18 protein-coding genes and 1 tRNA gene are annotated in these 19,218 nt (G+C 53.3%); 5 read left to right on the top strand and 14 right to left on the bottom strand.

Going from position 1 to position 19,218, the window contains the following annotated elements:
- Positions 1-2: 2 nt before the first annotated feature.
- From J2I47_RS12530 to J2I47_RS12500, 7 genes are all read right to left on the bottom strand, one after another.
- Entirely contained in the window at positions 3-767 is a 765-nt protein-coding gene (locus tag J2I47_RS12530; RefSeq protein WP_207364911.1) for an MBL fold metallo-hydrolase, read from the bottom strand.
- Positions 768-806: 39 nt separating this feature from the next.
- Positions 807-1,568 carry an ethanolamine ammonia-lyase subunit EutC gene (eutC, locus tag J2I47_RS12525; protein ID WP_262899015.1) on the bottom strand — a complete coding sequence of 254 codons (762 nt, stop codon included), beginning with the start codon at positions 1,566-1,568 and terminating at the stop codon, positions 807-809.
- Between the two features lie 107 nt (positions 1,569-1,675).
- Positions 1,676-2,332 carry an SGNH/GDSL hydrolase family protein gene (locus J2I47_RS12520; protein ID WP_207364909.1) on the bottom strand — a complete coding sequence of 219 codons (657 nt, stop codon included), beginning with the start codon at positions 2,330-2,332 and terminating at the stop codon, positions 1,676-1,678.
- A 135-nt stretch (positions 2,333-2,467) separates the two neighbouring features.
- Positions 2,468-3,394 (bottom strand): alpha/beta fold hydrolase, encoded by a 927-nt coding sequence (locus J2I47_RS12515; RefSeq protein ID WP_207364908.1) that lies wholly within the window; start codon positions 3,392-3,394, stop codon positions 2,468-2,470.
- A 17-nt stretch (positions 3,395-3,411) separates the two neighbouring features.
- Entirely contained in the window at positions 3,412-4,743 is a 1,332-nt protein-coding gene (locus J2I47_RS12510; RefSeq protein ID WP_207364907.1) for a gluconate:H+ symporter, read from the bottom strand.
- A 103-nt stretch (positions 4,744-4,846) separates the two neighbouring features.
- Positions 4,847-6,112 (bottom strand): McrC family protein, encoded by a 1,266-nt coding sequence (locus J2I47_RS12505; protein ID WP_207364906.1) that lies wholly within the window; start codon positions 6,110-6,112, stop codon positions 4,847-4,849.
- Positions 6,113-6,197: 85 nt separating this feature from the next.
- Positions 6,198-6,908, bottom strand: coding sequence for an META domain-containing protein (locus J2I47_RS12500; RefSeq protein ID WP_207364905.1), 711 nt, complete (start codon positions 6,906-6,908; stop codon positions 6,198-6,200).
- 322 nt (positions 6,909-7,230) lie between these two features.
- Here J2I47_RS12500 and J2I47_RS12495 point away from each other — a divergent pair, with 322 nt between their 5' ends.
- A complete protein-coding gene (locus tag J2I47_RS12495) occupies positions 7,231-8,238 on the top strand; it encodes an NAD(P)H-dependent glycerol-3-phosphate dehydrogenase (protein WP_207364904.1) in 1,008 nt (335 codons plus the stop codon).
- Between the two features lie 139 nt (positions 8,239-8,377).
- Positions 8,378-8,776, top strand: a complete 399-nt coding sequence (locus tag J2I47_RS12490; protein ID WP_207364903.1) for a DoxX family protein — start codon at positions 8,378-8,380, stop codon at positions 8,774-8,776.
- Positions 8,777-8,786: 10 nt separating this feature from the next.
- Here J2I47_RS12490 and J2I47_RS12485 read toward each other — a convergent pair whose 3' ends face one another.
- The 3 genes from J2I47_RS12485 to J2I47_RS12475 all read right to left on the bottom strand — a co-directional run bounded on the left by J2I47_RS12485 (position 8,787) and on the right by J2I47_RS12475 (position 12,432).
- Positions 8,787-9,185, bottom strand: coding sequence for an HIT family protein (locus J2I47_RS12485; protein WP_207364902.1), 399 nt, complete (start codon positions 9,183-9,185; stop codon positions 8,787-8,789).
- 15 nt (positions 9,186-9,200) lie between these two features.
- The gene (locus tag J2I47_RS12480; protein ID WP_207364901.1) at positions 9,201-11,486 is read right to left on the bottom strand and encodes a protein-disulfide reductase DsbD family protein; all 2,286 of its coding nucleotides are present in this window, start codon (positions 11,484-11,486) and stop codon (positions 9,201-9,203) included.
- A gap of 112 nt (positions 11,487-11,598) precedes the next feature.
- Positions 11,599-12,432 carry a phytanoyl-CoA dioxygenase family protein gene (locus J2I47_RS12475; RefSeq protein WP_374759905.1) on the bottom strand — a complete coding sequence of 278 codons (834 nt, stop codon included), beginning with the start codon at positions 12,430-12,432 and terminating at the stop codon, positions 11,599-11,601.
- A 176-nt stretch (positions 12,433-12,608) separates the two neighbouring features.
- Here J2I47_RS12475 and J2I47_RS12470 point away from each other — a divergent pair, with 176 nt between their 5' ends.
- From J2I47_RS12470 to rpsJ, 3 genes are all read left to right on the top strand, one after another.
- Positions 12,609-13,508, top strand: coding sequence for a helix-turn-helix domain-containing protein (locus J2I47_RS12470; protein ID WP_207364900.1), 900 nt, complete (start codon positions 12,609-12,611; stop codon positions 13,506-13,508).
- A gap of 316 nt (positions 13,509-13,824) precedes the next feature.
- A complete protein-coding gene (gene fusA / locus J2I47_RS12465) occupies positions 13,825-15,933 on the top strand; it encodes an elongation factor G (RefSeq protein ID WP_207364956.1) in 2,109 nt (702 codons plus the stop codon).
- Positions 15,934-16,105: 172 nt separating this feature from the next.
- Positions 16,106-16,411, top strand: coding sequence for a 30S ribosomal protein S10 (rpsJ, locus tag J2I47_RS12460; RefSeq protein WP_015329401.1), 306 nt, complete (start codon positions 16,106-16,108; stop codon positions 16,409-16,411).
- A gap of 97 nt (positions 16,412-16,508) precedes the next feature.
- On the opposite strand, the gene J2I47_RS12455 is transcribed toward rpsJ, so the two are convergent.
- From J2I47_RS12455 to J2I47_RS12440, 4 genes are all read right to left on the bottom strand, one after another.
- A complete protein-coding gene (locus J2I47_RS12455; RefSeq protein WP_207364899.1) occupies positions 16,509-17,387 on the bottom strand; it encodes a MerR family transcriptional regulator in 879 nt (292 codons plus the stop codon).
- A 202-nt stretch (positions 17,388-17,589) separates the two neighbouring features.
- Entirely contained in the window at positions 17,590-18,243 is a 654-nt protein-coding gene (locus tag J2I47_RS12450) for a carotenoid biosynthesis protein (protein ID WP_207364898.1), read from the bottom strand.
- A 72-nt stretch (positions 18,244-18,315) separates the two neighbouring features.
- Positions 18,316-18,389: transfer RNA gene (locus tag J2I47_RS12445), tRNA-His, on the bottom strand.
- Positions 18,390-18,525: 136 nt separating this feature from the next.
- A complete protein-coding gene (locus J2I47_RS12440) occupies positions 18,526-19,140 on the bottom strand; it encodes a superoxide dismutase (protein ID WP_207364897.1) in 615 nt (204 codons plus the stop codon).
- Positions 19,141-19,218 lie beyond the last annotated feature (78 nt).

Below are 19,218 nucleotides of genomic sequence, written 5' to 3'. Positions count from 1 at the left end.
TTTCATCCCACTACCTGCACGGCTGTTTCGGCGAAGCGGGGAGCAATAATCAGCTTGGTATTGGACAGGTGCGGGGCAAACAGTTCAGCCACCAACTGCGGGCTGTTGTTCGACTGCGACAGGTGCGACATGACCACGTGGCTCATAAACGGCGATTTGTGCGCCCGGAACAGGGCCAACGCCTGCTGATTGGAGAGGTGCCCCCGACCACCCCGGATGCGTTGTTTCAGAAAGTACGGGTAGCGGCCATTTTCCAGCAAATCTTCGTCGTAGTTGGCCTCCAGGAAGGCAGCATGGCACTGACTAAAGTGGTGGATAACCTGTTCGCAGGCCACGCCAATGTCGGTGAAAATGCCCACGCATGTTTCTGCATCGCGCACCAGAAAGCTGTGCGGGTCGGCGGCATCGTGCTCTTTCGGGAAGGCCGTCACGGTCAATGCACCGATATGGATTGTATTGTCGGCGGGCCAGTGATGGATGGGGAATGACTGTTGCGGCAGTCGGGAATGTTTCAGCGTACCAGCAGTGATGTAAACGGGCAGTTGGTGTTTCCAGGCCAGTTGCTCCAGCCCGCTGATGTGGTCGCTGTGTTCGTGCGAGATAAAAACGCCCTTCACCAGTTGCATCGACAACCCCAGTCGCTTCATGCGCTGTTCGGTTTGGCGGCACGACAGGCCCGCATCAATCAGGACCGCTTCCTGAGCATTGCCAACGTAATAACAGTTGGCGTTGCTACCCGAATTTAATGAACTAATGAAAAGGGGCATGTATAGTCAACGGCGGGTTTTGGGGTATCGTTCGGTGAATCAGCCCAAAAGTAGTTCGTCTTTCAGATTCACACCCGACAGTTTGCGGATGTGCATTTCGGTGAGCAGATAGAGCAGTTTTTGGGCCGCAAACCCATACGGCAACCCCTCCGGGCGAATGTTCGATACACAATTCCGCGACTCATCGCTGAGGCCGGGGCGGGGGTTATAGGTTAGGTAGGCGCCCAGGCTGTCGGGTGAAGACAGGCCGGGCCGTTCACCAATTAATATGACTGTCATGCGGGCTTGCAGGGCATGGGCCACTTCATCGCCAATAGCCACGCGGGCCTGGTCTACCACACAAACAGGTGCCAGCGACCAGCCCATACGGGCTGTTTCGGGTAGCAACAGGGCTAGCACGGGCAGCGCATGACGGTTGATTGCCGTGGCCGAGAGTCCGTCGGCCAGGATAATACTTAGGTCTGCCGGGGTAGCGTTTAACTGCACTAACTGACGCATCGACGACTCATTTAACCGCCGCCCCAAGTCAGGGCGTTTCAGGTACGTGGCGCGGTCGGGTGCCCCACTTTGCAGGCGTATGGGTGCGGCGTTGGTTGGTAGTATAGTGGTTAATCCGGTCAGCAATTCGGGCCATTCCAGCGTAGAGTACACGGCATCACGGGCGCGGGCCTGATCGAGCTGAAAGTCGAGCAGAGCGCGGGTGGGGAGGCTATGCCCTGTTATGCCCTGCGCCAGCCGGGCAGCCGTATACTCGCGAAGCAAAGACCAGGTATTCATGGGAAGGGGGTTTACCGTTTCCAGTTTGCTGCGGCCCGCCGCCCGGTCTTCTGTTGCTTCGCAAGACTAAACCGCAAGCGAAGCAACAGAAGACCGGGCGGCGGGCCGCAGCAAACTGGAAACAGTAAACTTTATTTAAGGACAGCCCACATCTGATCGGCCACGAATTGGTTGCCGACGTCGTTGAGGTGAACGCGGTCGGTGGTGAGGATGCCGCGGTCTTTGTTGGCGGTGTTATTTTTCAGGTTGTAATCCAGAAAAGCCTTGCGCAGGTCTACCAGGGGCAAATTTTGGCGAGCGGCCAGATCACGGATGAGTTGACTATAGGCGTTCAGGTCGCCATCCTGTGAATTGCTGAAATCCGTTTTTTCGCCAATGGCGGCGGGCGTACACAGCACCACTTTGCTGCCCCCCGCCTGGATTTTGCGGATGATGGCTTCGTAGAACTTCACAAACTTATCAGGATCAGTCCCCGTGCCGTAACTGCTCTTGTGCCAGACGTCGTTCACGCCTACGTAAATAACCACCACGTCGGGCTTCAGAGCCAGCACGTCATCGTCCATGCGGAGGTAGAGATCATACACTTTGTTGCCACCGATACCTTTACCAATTAATTCATAATCAGCCGCTTTACCCTGCTTGATTAGCATGTCCTGCAAGTCGGTGATGTAGCCTTTGGGTTGCACACCAGCCTGCGTGATGGAATCGCCAAAGAAGATAATACGGGTAGGTTTGGTGGGAGCCGTGAAGGCCAGCAACAGCGGAAGCAGAAGGAGAAGTGCGCGCATGTGAAGGGATTTATAATTTACGATGTACGAGCGGTCCGCCGCCGCGGTTACGATTGTTGCTTACGCAAGCGTATGAGTGCACCAGCAACAATCGTAACCGCGGCGGCGGACCGCTCGTACATCGTAAGTCGTAGATTACTTGCTCTTACTCAAAAACGCCGCGGCGTCTTTTGCCGTTTGAGCGGGAATCTCTTCCATGGGTACATGGCCCGCGTTGGGGTAAACAATCAGCGTATCGTTGGGCAGGTCGCGGTGGAACTGCCGGGCAACGATAGCGGGTATAAGGTCGTCATGCTGCCCCCATAGAATCAGTGTGGGTTGTTTGATCTGCCTCATTTTCTGCCAAAGTGAGTCCGGTTCTGGCTTTCGTCGCACAAAATTCTGCCGGTTGCCCTCCCGGCGGTTCAGGTCAGCGTAGGTCTGCACCAGTTTGTCGGTAATGAGGCTGTCATTGAAATAAACATTCTCCAGGCTGCTCCGAAACAGGGCGTCGGGGGTGAGTTTGGCCACCAGCCCGGCGATGCCCGGCACCCGCGCCATTCTGAACCCGATGGGTACCGATTTAGGCGTAAACGGATAACCGGCGGCATCGATGAGAATCAGTTTGCGCACCCGGTCTGGATAGAGCATAGCCATGTGCCAGGCAATGCTGCCCCCCAGCGAATTGCCCGCGACGTCGCAACGTTTCTCACCAATTTTCTCCAGAAACCGAATCATGAAATCGGCATAATACGTACCCGACGCCTTGTTGTCGGGTTGTGGCCCGGTAATGCCGTAGCCGGGCAAATCGAGCCGGATAATGCGGCGCTGCCCCTGCAGCACACTCACCCAGCCGTCCCACGTTTGGAGCATAGACCCCGTGCCGTGCAGCAATACCAGCGGCAAGGTGTCTGATGGATTGCCTTCCATCCGGTAGTTTACGTTCATACCGTCGACGGTGATGTGGCGCGAGTTAGGGGTCGTATACCGCTCGATTAACTCTCTGACGGTAAGATCACTACGATACAAAACGACGTAGACCACAGCCAATAAAGCCAGCAGGATCAAGGCAATCTTTTTCATCAGGTTCGGCAGGTTTTTTACAAAATAACATTCAAAACAAGCACGCCCAGCAAACCCACAATGCCCACGATGGTTTCCATGACGGTCCAGGTGCGGAGGGTGTCTTTGATGCTTAGGTTGAAATATTCTTTGAAGAGCCAAAAACCGGCGTCGTTGATGTGCGAGAGCATGAGACTACCCGCACCAATGGCCAGCACCATCAGTTCGGGCCGGACAGCAGCCTGCGTTTGCAGCAGCGGCACCATAATGCCCGCCGTAGTTAACCCCGCAATGGTGGCCGACCCCACGCACACCCGAATGAGCGCGGCGATGCCCCAGCCCAGCACCAGCGGCGGCATGTTGAGCCCGGCCAGTTGCTGCCCGATATACACGCTTGTACCCGAATCATTGAAAATCTGCTTCAGTGCCCCCGCCCCGGCAATGGTAAGCAGAATGGGCGACGCGGCTTTGATGGCCTCTTCCAGCAGTTTCATGGCGCTTTTCATGGTCTCGCCCCGCTGCAACGCCAGCGCATAAACCGCCACCAGCACTGACACCAGCATGCCCACGTAGGGCTCGCCGAAGAGCGTCAGGGTTTTGCCCCAGAGCGTTTGGGCGTAGCCGTGATCTTTCAGCCAGCCACGCAACGGACCAAAAACCGTGAGCATAAACACGGGCATAAGCGCTACAAAGAAGCTAATGCCGATACCGGGAAGGTCCTTCACAGGCGCATCTTTGGCGTCGAAGAGTTCATTGTCGGGTTTGGGAGTGAAGCGGCTTAGGGTTTTGCCAAAAATAGGCCCGGCCAGTATGATAGCCGGAATAGAGACCAGGATACCGTAGAGTAGGGTTTTGCCAATATTAGCACCCAACTGCGCTGCTACGGCCGCCGGTGAGGGGTGTGGTGGCAGGTAGCCATGTGCCACCGACAGCGCCGCCAGCATCGGCACGGCCACCGTCAGCATGGGCAGGCGCGTGGAGGCAGCGATGGTGAAAATAAGCGGCACCACAATGATAAACCCGGCATTATAGAACAGCGGAATGCCGATGATAAACCCCGCCAGGGCCAGCCCCCAGCGAATATTTTTGATGCCAAACACGCTGATGAGCACGTCGGTGATGCGGCGGGCGGCACCGCTTTCGGCCACGATTTTGCCCAGCATAGCGCCGAAGCCAATAATCAGCACCAGGTCGCCAAGGGTTCCGCCAATGCCCGATGAGATGGATTTGCCCACCGCCCCCACGTCCATGCCCGCCGCCAGCCCAATGGCGATAGACACGATGATAAACGAAATAAAGGTATCTAGATGAACGTAGGCAATCAGGAAAATCAAGGCCAGAATACCGGCAAAGGTGAGTAGTAAAGGCATGGGGGTTTAGCGTTTAAAGTTTAATGTCCAATGTTCAAGGTTCAAAGTTGCTTCGCGCTCTACTGTAATGCGCGAAGTAACTTTGAACCTTGAACATTGGACATTAAACTTTAAACGCACCTCCTCCTACTTCATCCAGCACGGTCGCCACTTCGTCGGCCAGGGGTTTGTCCAGGTTGAAGGGTACCACGTGCAGGCGCATATCGTCGTCATAGCCGAATACGCGCAGGGGCTTCGTAAAACCTGCATGGGCGGGGTAAATCAGCACCAGCTGAGTGGCATCATACTTTTTGCCGTAGGCATATAGCTGGTACAAATCAGCCTGATCAATGCCGTAGTGGCCGTTTTGGTCGGTGGCATCCAGCAGTTTCCACTTCGTGTCGAGCACAATGGTCTGCCCGTTTTGGCGCAGGATCAGGTCGGGGCGCAGTTTGAATTTGGGTTGCCCGGCATGTTCGTCGATCAGGTGCGCCGACGATTCCTGCACCTCAGCACCCACCCGCCGAAATCCCGCCGCCACGTATTGCTCGAAGACGCGTTCCATAGAGAACAGCAGGCAGTTCGTTACCGTAGGCCCCACGCACAGACCCGCCCCCTGACCGCGCAACAGCCACGTGGCCCAGCGCAAAGCCAGGTCATACCGACGTAACAGCCGGTTGGTAGACGCTATGGCCCGCAGATCCGCTGGCAGGTTCGTCGAGGTGGGGATGTCGGCCAGAAAAGCCAGCAACTGACGGCAGCGGGTTTGACTCGCCACCACGTCTGAACGGCCCATCACGCGCAGCAGCGCCGTTTTCAGCACCCTGTTTACAGCAATATTGGCCGTATGTTCATCCTGAATCAGAGCCAGGCGGTCAGGTTGGAAATAAGGCTGCCGCGCCTGCTGGGTCATGCGAATTTTTCCTCGCAGTGTAGCCGTCTCCACAGTCTCAGCCACGTAGTTCCGGGCTAATCCCTGCCCCAGCGCATGGGCCGTTTCGCGCAAAAAAGCATCGATAAAAACCTCCCAGAGGGGCAGGTTCATAGCCCCGGTTTGACCCGTATGAAGTCGGTGAAAGGCCGCGTCGGGCAGGTGGCGGAGGAGGTTGGGCAGGTAGCCAACGCGGGGCCGGATGTCGAGGCTGAGACCACCCCGCAAATCGAGCAGGCCCGCGTACGTACGGAGGCGGATGGTATCGCGCCCCCGGCTGAGGCTGTAGGTCAGCAGGGCATCGGCGGTGTTATCGGGGGCGTCGGCGGCAAACTGTTTGATGATGTCGAAATCATCGTCGGGCAACAGCCATTCGTCGGGCGCGGGAACCTGATCCGGGTAGTCGGTCGCCCGGCGCAGGGTAGCGCGTTCGGTAAGGACGTAGACCCGTTTTTTCATCAGGTTTATAATTTAAGGTTATCGGTAGGGTATTGCTGCCGACAACCTTAAACCTTGGACTTTGGACATTAGACTTTATAACCCCTCACTTCTCCGCTGGCTTCATCGTCAGCACATACTGACCATCGACCAACAGGGTTAGGCGGTCTTTACCGATGCGAAACAGCGTTGCCTGCGTTAGAGCAGCAAGGTAATCGTCCTCGAATGGATTCGTGCATTTCTTGCTGGTGGTGGTTTTCACCATAAACTTCACATGGTCACCCTCAGCCGATACTTCGCCTTTTAGCTTGTTGCAACCCGTGCTGCCTTCCACCTGGTTATCCTCCAGGTTAATGGTCAGTTCGGGCAAGGCTTTGTTGGGAAACTGACCCGGGCGCACCCGCTGCCCTTTAAACGTTTCGAGCGTCCAGGTGCCGTTGAGGCGGTCACTGCCTTTGATAAACGCTCCGTAGCCCATGTATTTCCGCCCGTTGCTTTCCACCCGAACCGTGTAGGCATATAGCCTGCCTGTGAGGTTGTCGCGCGTGACTACGGGTTCAATGAACACCTTCATGCGGCTGGTCTTCGGCGCGTAATTTTTCTTATTCGAAGCTGCTACCAACCCTGTGCCCACACGGGCGTCGAGCAGTACGCCGCTATTACGACCGCTGGGCTGCGGCTTGGGCATGTCGGCTACCAGGGTTGAACCGCTGAGGGGCTTGAAGATAATTTGTTTGGAAAAATCAACGTCCATCGACCACTCGGCGGGTGTGATACCTGCGGCAATGAAGTCGATGCCTGCTCTGCGTTTCTCCATCCAAACTGAGGACTCGGGCAATACCGTCGATCTACTTTTTACAGACGTTGAGCGGGTTAGGGGTTGAGCAGACCGTTCGCAGCTTCCCAGCAACAACAGCAATATGCCCAATAGCCCTATTAGGTTCCTTTGTTTCATAAGCATATCCTATAACGGCAATAGAATATGAATTAGTGCGAAAACAAGGAGGAAGGGAGGAAAGCAGGAAAGCAGGGAATGGCTGAGGCTAGCGGACTGCTCTGGCATCAGCCATTCCTTTCCTTCCTCCCATCCTCCTTTCCTCCTTTCCTCCTTTCCTCCCCCTCTCCTTTATCTTTACCCCATGAAAAACTCCACTCCTGCCCGCATTGCCATGATTGGCGGCGGTAGCTGGGCTACTGCGCTCGTGAAAATACTCTCGGAAGGTAACGTCGTTGTCCGCTGGTGGCTGCGAAGCGAAACAGACGCGGCCCATATCAAGCGCTATCATCATAACAAAAGTTACCTCAGCGACGTACAGATTAACCCCCGCAAGGTGAAAGTGCATACCAAAATTCGCGAGGCACTCCGCGACGCCGACTATGTTATTCTGGCTGTGCCCGCGGCTTTCGTCTCCAACGCACTGCTGGGCCTGACACCAAAACAGTTTGCCGGAAAACATATCGTCTCGGCCATCAAGGGCATGATTCCCGAAGTCAATCAGCTCGTTACCGACTGGGTCGAAACCACGTATGACGTTCCCAAAGACCATATTTCGTGCATTGCCGGCCCATGCCACGCCGAAGAAGTAGCCCTGGAGAAACAGTCATACCTGACGATCGCATCTACCGGCGTACCCTGCGCCGAAGCGGTATCGGCGCTGCTGACCTGCCGTTTCGTGAAGGCCTCGCCCATCAATGATTTGTATGGTGTAGAATATTGCGCCGTCATGAAAAACATCATTGCGCTGGCCTGCGGCATCACGCATGGCCTGGGTTACGGCGATAATTTTCAGGCCGTGCTGGTATCCAACGCTACGCAGGAGATCCGCCGGTTTGTCGATACGCTTTTTCCCGTTGCCACCCGCGACCTCAGTCAATCGGCTTACCTCGGCGACCTGCTCGTAACCTGCTACTCGCCCTTCAGCCGCAACCGTACGTTTGGCAACCTCATTGGCCGGGGCTACACCATCCAATCGGCACAAATGGAGATGAACATGATCGCCGAAGGTTACTACGCTGTACGCAGCATCCACGCTATCAACGAGCCTCACAACGTGCCCATGCCCATTGTCGACTCGGTCTACCGCATCCTTTATGAAGGAGCTTCGCCAGTATCGGAAATGAACGCGCTGAAGCGGGAAATGAAATAAGAAGAGATTTTGGGACAGGATTGGCAGGATGGCAGGATTTTCCTTTCTTTCAACTAAAGCAAGAAAGGAAAATCCTGTTTATCCCGCGCGGCGTCCGCTGCCATCCTGCCAATCCTGTCCCAAAATCTCTTCTTATTTTATGAATCGTAACCTTGGTATTCTGGCCCTGCGGCTGGCGTTTGGCTTTCAACTGGTGAAAGTATCCTACGAAAACGTCATTCATCCGGCGGCAAACATGCCGCAGTTTGTGGCCTACCTGCAAAGTCTGGGTTTTCCGTTTCCCACACCGGGCGCCTACGTATCGGCCTATACAGAGTTCATTGGCGGTATTTTGTGGCTACTAGGGTTCCAGACGCGGCTGGCGTCGGCGTTTGTGCTCATCAACTTCAGCGTCGCACTAGGTATGGCTCACCTCCATATCAACGACAGCTACCAGAACACCATGCCATCGCTCAACCTGGTTGCCGTGAGCCTTTTTCTGTTGCTCAACGGTCCGGGGCGGTATTCTATTGACGAACAGTTTAGCAGAATGAGATAGCCTGACCGCGCTACACCTCGCCCAGCTGCGCCCGGATGGCGGCGGCGGTTTCGGCCAGTTGCTCCTGCGTGGGGCTGATTTTGTGATTAAAGTTCATGTCGGCCAGGCTGTTGAGCGGAATCAGGTGGACGTGGGCATGGGGCACTTCCAGCCCAATGACGGCCACCCCCACCCGCCGACAGGGTACGGCCTTTTCAATGGCCGGGGCAATGCGTTTGGCAAAGGCCATCAGCCCCAGATACAACTCGTCGTCGAGGTTGAAGAGGTAATCAACTTCCTGCTTGGGAATCACCAGCGTATGGCCCGTGGTGGTGGGCTGCACGTCGAGAAAAGCCAGAAACTGATCCGTCTCGGCAATTTTGTGAGCTGGAATTTCACCAGCTACAATGCGGGAGAAGATTGAAGGCATAGTTACAGTAGGCAGTTATTTTTTGGCAAACGCAGTTTTTCCCGCGTCCATGAAAGCAGCGAATTTGTCGACATCCAAATTGTAATTCGTTGGGGTCACCAGTAGTTTACCCGTCTCGTCGACCAGGCAGTAGTGCGGCTGGGCATTGTTGCCGTATTTGGTAATCTGGAGATCGGCGTTTTGCGCACCGATGGTCTTTTTCACTTTCTGGTCATAACCCGACGTGTACCACTCTGCTTCGGGCAGTTCGGTTTTATCATCGACGTACAGGGCCACCAGCACATAGTCGTTTTGCAGCCGCGACATCACTTTCGGGTCGCTCCAGACGCGCTGCTCCATTTCGCGGCAGTTCACGCAGCCGTGGCCGGTGAAGTCGATGAAGACGGGTTTCCCCACCGTTTTTGAATACGCCAGCGCCTCTTTATAATCGAAAAAGCCCTGCAGACCCCGGGGTAATTTGAACAGATCCGCGTGCTTTTTGCCCGACACCTGACCACTACTGTTTGTTGCAGGCGGCTGTCCGCCTCCCCCATTCAGATTAAAATCCTGCGACGTTTCGGGCGGCAGATACCCCGCCAGGGCGTTGAGCGGCGCGCCCCACATACCGGGCACCATGTAGACCACAAACGTAAACGTGACGATAGCTAGTAACAGGCGGGGAATGCTCACCCGGTCGTCGGGGCTACCGGCCAGTTTAAGCTCGCCCCGCACCGGGGTTGTACTCAGGTTTACGGCACTGCCCGTTGAACCCTCGTCTTTAGCCCCCATCATTGCCTGAGCCATCTCGCCCTTCAACGAAAACTTGTCGAGCGTGATTTTACCACTGGCCATCGGCAGGCTGTCGTGCGGCAGGCGAAGCTTACCCAACAGGTAGAAGCCGATCATAGTAAAAATAACAATCCAGAACGCCAGATAGACCTCACGGTCAAGCAAATGCCAGTGGTAAACCTGGTCGGCGATGCTCAGGAATTTCAGCGCCAGGGCCAGTTCCAGAAAACCCAGTATCACCTTCACTGAATTGAGCCATCCCCCCGATTTGGGCAGACTTTTGAGCCACTGCGGAAACATGGCGAACAGGGTAAACGGAATGGCAAAGGCCGACGAAAACGCCGCCATGCCAATAATGGGCTTGATCACTTCGCCCCCCGCCGAGGCTACCAATAGGCTTCCTACGATGGGGCCAGTGCACGAAAATGACACCAGCACCAGCGTAAAGGCCATGAAAAAGATGCCCGCCAGGCCACCCCGCTCTGAGGCTGCATCGGCTTTGTTCACCAGCGAACTAGGCAACGTGATCTCAAACAGCCCCAGAAACGATAGGCCAAAAACAAAGAATACGGCAAAAAACAGCAGGTTTGGCACCCAGTGTGTGCTCACGAAATTAGCAAAGCCCGGCCCGTTGATCCGCGACACCACCGTGCCGATGAGTACATAGATACCAATAATCGACGCGCCGTAGATCAGTGCTTTCCACCAGCCGCCTTTCTGATTGGTGAAGTAGCTCACCGTCATCGGAATGATGGGAAACACGCAGGGGGTCAATAAGGCTGCCAGTCCCGCCAGAAAGGCCGCCAACACAAATTTCCAGAGTGACTGGGGTTGAGCAGGCGTGCCTATGGCGGGCACGCCAACCGTTGCTTCCGTAGCAGCAGCCAGGGCCGTTTCGGCGTTGGCCGTTGACGAAACACCCGAACCAACAACACCAGTTTGTGCCGCAGCAGATTCAGATGTGACAACACTAATCTGGTTATCAGCCAGTTGGTCAACTGGTTTGGATTCAGGCACGGCCACAGTCGCCCCGGTTGGTGCAGCTACTGTTATCTGCTTCGATAAATCAAAATCATCATTAACATTGACGCATACTTCCTGGCAGGTTTGGCCTTCAATTGTTCCTTTCAAAATGGGTTTGACGGCCAACAGCTTTATCTTCTGAATAAAAATAGCCGGATTAGGCATCTGATACACATCGCCCTCGAATGCCTCCTCATACTTAGTCTGATACCCTACCGATTCGAGACCGCCAACCAGTTTGTAGGTACTGTTTTTAGCTAACGTCAACACCGTTGGCTGGGGGCCAAATTCAATTTTGGGGTTGGTTTTGGCGGCATACATGTGCCAGCCTTCCTTGGAGCGGGCCGTTATCTTAAGCGTCACCACGTCGCCAACTTTAGCCTTGGCGGGCGAAATGCCGTAAAAAAACGTGGTAGGCTTGCTGATGCCACCCTGCCCAAACTGAGCTTTGGTAGAAACAGGCAGGCAAAAAAGCCCCAAAAGGGCCAGCAGAGGCAGTCGATGTATCATGGAGCACAATGTTCGCTAGGGGAACAACAGCATTTCCACAAAAATAGTCGAACCCAAGCGTAAGTCTGGAAACTAGCCGGGCGCATGCTACCAGCCTATTTTTTCCTACAGCCTATTTCTCCCAGATAACCGGGTTCAGCGGGCCTTCAGGTTTACTGCCTACGGGCCAGTTGGTCAGCCAGGTGGCCCAGTCGTTGCGCTGGTAGCTGTTACGCGGCTCCATAATGGTCTGATCCTTGTCCATGTAAATCATGGTCATTACCCGCCGGGGCGAGTCAGACGTGTTTGGCCCCGCCCGGTGGAACGTCCAGCCTGCGTGGAAGCTTACTTCGCCTAAGTCAAAGGGGGTATCGTTGACGTTAAAATTTAGCCGCTGTAACTCGTCTGAGAGAATTTTTTCACTCGCATCACTAATCTCGATGTCACGGCCAATGGCTACATGCTGGCTTTTTTCGGCGAAGGCAAGCGGCCCCATGTGCATGGGCGTCTCCTGCAATGGAATCCAGACCGTAACGGTGTTGGGCGTGGCCAGAGGCCAGTAAAACTGGTCGGCATGCCAGGGCGTTATGCCCCCCGACGGCTCCTTGTACAATGCCTGGTCATGGTAGAGGCGCACACCCTCAACCCCCATCAACTGGGCCGCGATTTGGGCCAGCCGCTTCGAAAACACAAACTCGCGGGCGGTTTCGTTGCGCGTCCAGAGGTTCATGATTTGCAAAAACGCCCGTTCATAGGTGGTGCGTTCGTGCATGGGTTTGGTTAGCGTGTTCAGTTGAATGACCAGGTCGGAAATGATTGGCCCGTAGTGATGGATCACGGCTGGACTGAGCACGTTTTTCAATTTCACATAACCGTTCTCGCGGTAGAAGGCAACAGCATCCTTACTGAGTGAATAAGGACTATCGAGTTCGAGACTAAAGTCTGTCGGGGCTTGCATGACATCCATAGAGGTAAGGGGGTTCAGGTGTTAACAGACCTATCGGCGAATCGGATAGTCGCTGAGTCATGACAAATGTAGATAGGACAAAATGGCGACGTACTGCTATTTTTATCTGTTTTGTATGAATTTTTGACTAAATTTCTGGTCGAATGCGCCCATACTAGTTAAAATGAGCTACTACGTTGAAAGCCCTCTACGAGAAAGTTACCATTGACGAACAGCATTCGATGCTGGTAAAACATATTCGCCTCAACGCCTTTGGTGCCCTCTGGCATTACCACCCCGAATACGAGCTTACCTATATCATGCAGAGCAACGGTAAGCGCTTCGTGGGAGACCACGTCACCAACTTCGACGCTGGTGATTTGGTCTTGATTGGCCCTAACCTCCCCCATTTCTGGCGCAACGACGACGACCGCCTCAACGAACCGCCCGCCGAGGCCATTGTGGTGCAGTTCCCCGCCTCGCTCGACGAAAACATGCTGGGGTCCTTTCCAGAATCAGAACCGGTGCGGCACCTGTTGCACCGCTCCCGTTACGGCCTGTGCTTTAGCGCCAAAATGGTAGCCCGCATCGCCAACAGGCTGACGCAACTGCCCAAACAGGAAGGCATGAATCAGGTGCTCGAACTGCTCAGCATCCTCAACGAGCTAACCACCGACCGTGAGGCCATGCTGCTGGCTTCCGATAGTTACCAGCTTACGGCCTCCGAAGCTGAAACCGAACGCATGAAACGGGTGCTGGAATTTGTCTTAAAGCATTTCCGCGAGGAAATCCGCATCGAACAGATTGCTTCCGTGGCGGGTATGGCCCCGGCGGCGTTTTGCCGATATTTTCGCAAACGCACCAACAAATCATTTGTTGAATACCTCAACGAGCTACGCATCAGCCACGCCCGTAAACTGCTCACGCATGCCGATTTAAGCGTAGGACAAGTAGGGCTGGAATGTGGCTTCAACAATATTTCGCACTTCCACCGGCAATTCAAGCAGCAAACCGGCACCACGCCCCTGCGCTATCAGGCCACCTACCGCGACAAGCAGGCTCCCCTGCTCACAGCCATGGCAGAGCTGAGCCAATAAGAGGGGGGAGAGATAAGAAATAAGAGACAAGAAGTGAGAAATAGGAGATAAGAAACATGATGACCAGTGCGCCAGCATATTGGGCATTAACCTTCTTGTCTCTTATTTCTCACTTCTTGTCTCTTATTTCTTGTCTCTTGCTTCTTGTCTCTCGCTTCTCCCCTCCTATCTCTCCCCTTCTTATCTCTTTCTTCCCTTGACTTTGCCACTGAAAGTCAGTAATTTTGCGACCTGATTCATGAAAAGACCACCGGCATTGGCGGGTGGGTTCTTTTCACTGTCCCAGAAATCACATAACTTTCTGTATAACAAGCTAATGGCTCGCGATTTATTATTGACGAGAAACATCGGTATCGCTGCCCACATCGACGCAGGCAAAACGACCACTACCGAACGTATTCTCTATTACGCCGGGGTAAGTCACAAGATCGGTGAGGTGCACGATGGTGCTGCCACAATGGACTGGATGGAGCAGGAGCAGGAGCGTGGTATCACGATCACCTCGGCTGCTACTACCGTTGACTGGACCTACCGCGACCAGAAATATCACATCAACATCATCGACACACCCGGCCACGTCGACTTCACCGTTGAAGTGAACCGGTCACTGCGTGTACTCGATGGGCTGGTGTTCCTGTTTAGTGCTGTTGATGGCGTTGAACCACAGTCGGAAACCAACTGGCGTCTGGCTAACAACTACAACGTGGCCCGCCTTGGCTTCGTCAACAAAATGGACCGCTCGGGTGCCAACTTCCTGGAAGTTTGCAAGCAGGTGAAGGAGATGCTGGGTAGCTATGCCGTGCCTCTTCAACTGCCCATTGGTGAAGAAGAAAACTTCAAAGGTGTAGTTGACCTCGTTAACTTCCGCGGTGTTGAGTGGAACGAAGACGACAAAGGCATGACCTTTAAAGAAGTACCCATTCCGGCCGACATGCTGGACGAGGCTACCGAATGGCGTGAAAAACTCCTTGAAGCCGTTGCCGAATTCGACGACCAGCTCATGGAAAAGTACTTTGACGATCCTACGTCCATCTCGGAAGACGAAATTCTGGCGGCGCTTCGCAAAGCAACTATCGCCATGAAAATCGTGCCGATGCTTTGCGGTTCGTCATTCAAGAACAAAGGCGTTCAAACCATGCTCGATTATGTGATGGCCCTGTTGCCATCGCCGCTCGACAAGGAGAGCATCAAAGGTACCAACCCCGACACGGGCGCTGAGATTGCGCGTAAGCCCTCTACGGCAGAACCGTTCTCGGCACTGGCGTTCAAAATTGCTACCGACCCCTACGTAGGCCGTCTGTGCTTCATCCGTTCATACTCGGGTGTGCTGGAGTCAGGTTCATACGTGTTGAATAACCGGTCGGGCAGCAAGGAGCGGATCTCGCGGATTTTCCAGATGCACGCCAACAAGCAAAACCAGATCGACCGCCTCGAAGCGGGTGACATTGGTGCCGTAGTTGGTTTCAAAGACATCAAAACCGGTGATACCCTGTCAGATGAGAAGAACCCAATCGTTCTTGAATCGATGGTGTTCCCGGAACCCGTTATCGGCTACGCGATTGAGCCCAAGAAAACGGCTGACCAGGATAACTTCTCGAAGGCCATTGGTAAACTGCTGGAAGAAGACCCTACCCTCAAAGTAGAGTCGAACACCGAAACAGGCCAAACCATCATCCGGGGTATGGGTGAGCTTCACCTGGAGATTATCATCGACCGGATGCGGCGCGAATTCAAAGTAGAAGTGAACCAGGGTGCCCCCCAGGTTGCCTACAAAGAAACGTTGACCAAGAAGGTTGAACACCGCGAGGTATACAAGAAGCAGACGGGTGGTCGCGGTAAATTCGCCGACATCGTGTTTGAACTTATGCCCCGTGATGCCGAAGAAGACGGTACGGTGAAGGCTGGTCTTCAGTTTGATAATGCTATCGTAGGTGGTGTGATTCCCCGCGAGTTTATTCCCGCAATCGAAAAAGGCTTCCGCGAAGCTATGTCGATGGGTCCTCTTGCTGGTTATCCTATTGATTCGATGAAGGTGCGTTTGTTCCACGGTTCATTCCACGATGTCGACTCCGATTCACTCTCGTTTGAATTAGCCGCTCGTCTGGGCTTCCGCGAAGCAGGTCGTCAGGCTGGTCCTAAACTGCTGGAGCCGATCATGTCCGTTGAAGTATTGACGCCGGAAGAATACACCGGTCCAATCACGGGCGATTTGAACCGCCGTCGGGGTATCATGAAAGGCATGGACTCACGTGCTGGTTCGCAGGTGCTGAAAGCCGACGTTCCTCTGTCGGAATTGTTTGGCTATATCACCGAGCTTCGCACCATGTCATCAGGTCGTGCTACGGCCAACCTGACGTTCTCTCACTATGAAGTCGTTCCGCAGAACATTGCCGACGGCGTAGTGAAGAAAGAGAAAGGGGTGTAAAATCAAGTTCAACGTCTAAAGCTTAAGGTTTAACGTTGCTTCGCGCTCAACCCAAGTAATGTGCGAAGCAACGTTAAACCTTAAACTTTAGACGTTGAACTAAAGAACTTCCCTGCCGGAGTAAATGGCTCTTTCGGTGGGGATATACTTTAACAAAACGAGCCGCTTAGTTATGAATCAGAAGATTCGCATTAAACTGAAGTCGTTTGACCACATGCTGGTTGATAAGTCGGCTGAAAAAATTGTGAAAGCCGTGAAGTCAACGGGTGCGGTAGTGAGTGGTCCAATTCCCCTTCCTACCGACAAGGAGATTTACACGGTGCTGCGGTCACCGCACGTCAACAAGAAGGCGCGTGAGCAATTCCAGCTTTGCACCTACAAGCGTCTGGTAGATATTTACTCGACCAGCGCCAAAACGGTTGACGCCCTGATGAAGCTCGAACTCCCCAGTGGTGTCGATGTTGAAATCAAAGTATAATGAAAAACCCGGCCAGAAGCCGGGTTTTTTGTTCAAAGTCCAACGGAGCGATTTGCTCCGTTTTTTATTTTGTTGGAAAACGGAGCAAATCGCTCTATCAGACACTCGCCATACGAATTAAATCGTCAATATTATTAATAATTGTGCCGTTTTCGGGCATCTGAATATCCTGACCAACTACCTGATACCCGGTCAGCAACAAATGAGATTCGGGAAACTGTTTGGCTAATTTGTCGACGTAGAGTTGCGTTTCGTGGTTGGAGGGCACCGACGTAATAGCCGAGAAGATATAATCGGGCTTATGCACGTTATAGGCAAATACTAACTCGTTGAACGGGAGGCTTTGACCCAGATAAACAACCCGGTTGTGACGGGCACGAATAATGTAATTGGCAAACAACAGGCTTATTTCGTGCAACTCGCCCTCGGGCAGGTAGAGCATGTATTTTTTGCCATTAGGGCGTTGCTTGTTTACCTGCCCATCAATAGCTACAATCAGCTTCTGCCGAATCAGGTTCGTGATGAAATGTTCCTGTGCCGGACCAATGGAACCCGTTACCCAGAGCGTACCAATACGGCTCAGGAATGGGTAGATGATATGAATCATCGAACTCTCGAAACCAAACTGCAAAATGTTGGTGCTGATAATCTTCTCAAAGCGCTCCTCATCGAGGTCGATCATCGAGATGGTTAGCGCATGAATCTGATCGGGGTAGCTCAGCTGACGGTCAGAAATCTTGATGACTTCCTGATACATCGCCTCAACCGACATCTTGGATATCTCGGAGATCTTGTAACCGTGGTCCTTCAGCAGTGAGATGTTAAGTACCAGCTTCAGGTCCTGGTCGTCGTAGGTACGTATATTGGTATCTGTCCGCTTAGGCGAAATGATATTATAGCGATGCTCCCAGATGCGCAACGTATGGGCTTTGATACCCGATAGTTGCTCCAAATCTTTAATCGAATAGTTACTCATGGGATAGTCTGATTATACAAATATGGTGGGAGTTGCACGTACCTAAGTAGTTCAGCTAAGTTCCGTTTAACTTTTCTTCGACAGAAGTAACATCTAAACTAGGCACCTCAAAATCGAATTGCAAATTTTTAGTTGCGTTGTTAAAAAATTAGGCTAGCTCCAACGGATATAACTCAAAAAACAGGGTTCTGTTTATAGCCACTCATAAATAGTAAAGCAGATTATGTCCTGCAAAGAAAAAGGCTTGCAGGCTGATAATCAGACCTGCTACGCGATTTTCCTTTCGGAAGGGTAGTCCGTACCACACGCTTAATAAAACCAGCGCTACCAGCCACCAGCCAAGGTAATTTTGTAACGGAATTGGCCCACCAAACCACGTCCAGAAATCGAGCCGGATGGCTACCGGCTCGATAAGGAAATCGAGCAACACCATGCCTGTAGCTGCCAGAATGGCTTTCATGTAGACTGGCAACGAGAGCCTGTCGGCAAGGGAGCCGAAGCAGTAGGTTAAAAGCAGCCAGTTTACACCGATCACGGGTGGTACTCCCCAAATTTTGGGGCCAAGGCCGGTTCCATAGGCATATGGCCCACCAAATACGGCACCGGTGTGCACACCCAGTACTTCTACAAAAAAACCCGTCAGCACGGCCAGAGCTACGTAGAAATAGAATGATGGTTGCCAGTCGGTATGGAAATAGAGCAGCACAGCCAGCGTGGCCAGCAGATTAAGAGCCGTAAGTGCTTTAAAATACCCGGCTACGGCTGGCAGTTGAAGACCAATCAGACCTGCCACGTAAGCCAACACCAGCACAACACGGATAGGCACAGCATAGCGATATATAGACTCGGTGGTCATAGAGACGCGTATTGGCAGGATTATAGCGGCATAACAAATAAAAAAAGCCCCCCGCTCAGGCGGGGGGCTTTGGGTGCACGATGGGGCTCGAACCCACGACCCTCGGTACCACAAACCGATGCTCTAACCGACTGAGCTACGCGCACCATGTTGTTTGGGAGTGCAAATTTAATGAAAAATGTAAAATGAAGAATGTAAAATGAGCGATGATTTTGTTAAAAGCACGCTAGCAACCTTGTAACCAACTGACTCATTGTACATTATTCATTCTACATTTTTTCTTTACGCTGCCTTAGCCTGCTGATACCGTTTCTCAGCGGCATTCCAATCGACTACGTTCCAGAATGCAGCAATATAGTCGGGGCGCTTGTTCTGATATTTCAAGTAATAGGCGTGTTCCCAAACGTCGAGGCCAATAACGGGTGTGCCTTTCTGCTCAGCCACGTCCATAAGCGGATTATCCTGGTTTGGCGTTGACGTAATAGCCAGCTCACCATCGGCGTTGACAATCAGCCAGGCCCAGCCAGATCCGAAACGGGTGGTAGCCGCTTTGGTAAATTCCTCTTTGAACGCATCGTATGACCCAAACTTTTGGTTAATCGCTTCAGCCAGTTGTCCGGTAGGCTGCCCGCCACCATTGGCCGACAGGATATTCCAGAACAGGGTGTGGTTGAAGTGTCCGCCACCGTTGTTACGCACGGCCATAGGGTATTTGCTCACGTTAGCTACCAGTTCGTCGATAGCAAGGCTCTCCATCTCAGTACCCGCTACAGCGTTGTTGAGGTTGGTCACGTAAGCGTTGTGGTGCTTCCCATGGTGAATTTCCATGGTCTGCTTGTCAATATTTGGCTCGAGTGCATCACTCGGATAAGGCAGCGGATCTAGAACGAAGGCCATAATGAGGTATTTATAGTTTGACGTTTGGAGTTCGACGTTAAGCCGACTGAAAAGCGGCAGACCGGGGGCAGTGCAACC

It is taken from the genome of Fibrella rubiginis, from assembly GCF_017353185.1.
Taxonomy (GTDB): Bacteria; Bacteroidota; Bacteroidia; order Cytophagales; family Spirosomataceae; genus Fibrella; species Fibrella rubiginis.
This window is presented reverse-complemented; position numbering and strand designations above follow the sequence as displayed.